A 243-nucleotide genomic window follows, 5' to 3' on the forward strand; every position below is an offset into this window, starting at 1 on the left:
GCTGTGGGCGGCACCGTAGCCACCCAGTCCAGTCCATAGACCACCACGAAGATGATCATGCTTGGCTGCACCGATGAACTGAGCAGCAGGGGCAGCACCAGCAGGCCAATGCCTCGGAACTGGTAGTAGAAGGCCAACAGGATTTTCGGGTTGAAGCGATCGGTCAGCCAACCCGATGCGATGGTTCCCACAACGTCGAAGACTCCGACGACGGCGAGCAAGCCCGGCGCGGTGGTTTCGGGC

1 pseudogene is annotated in these 243 nt (G+C 61.3%); it reads right to left on the reverse strand.

The features are described 5' to 3' along the window. Window positions 1-243: pseudogene (locus tag SCA31_RS25165) on the reverse strand (MFS transporter); the annotation flags it as partial.

This window comes from Chryseobacterium sp. SIMBA_028 (assembly GCF_046535285.1).
GTDB lineage: Bacteria > Bacteroidota > Bacteroidia > Flavobacteriales > Weeksellaceae > Chryseobacterium.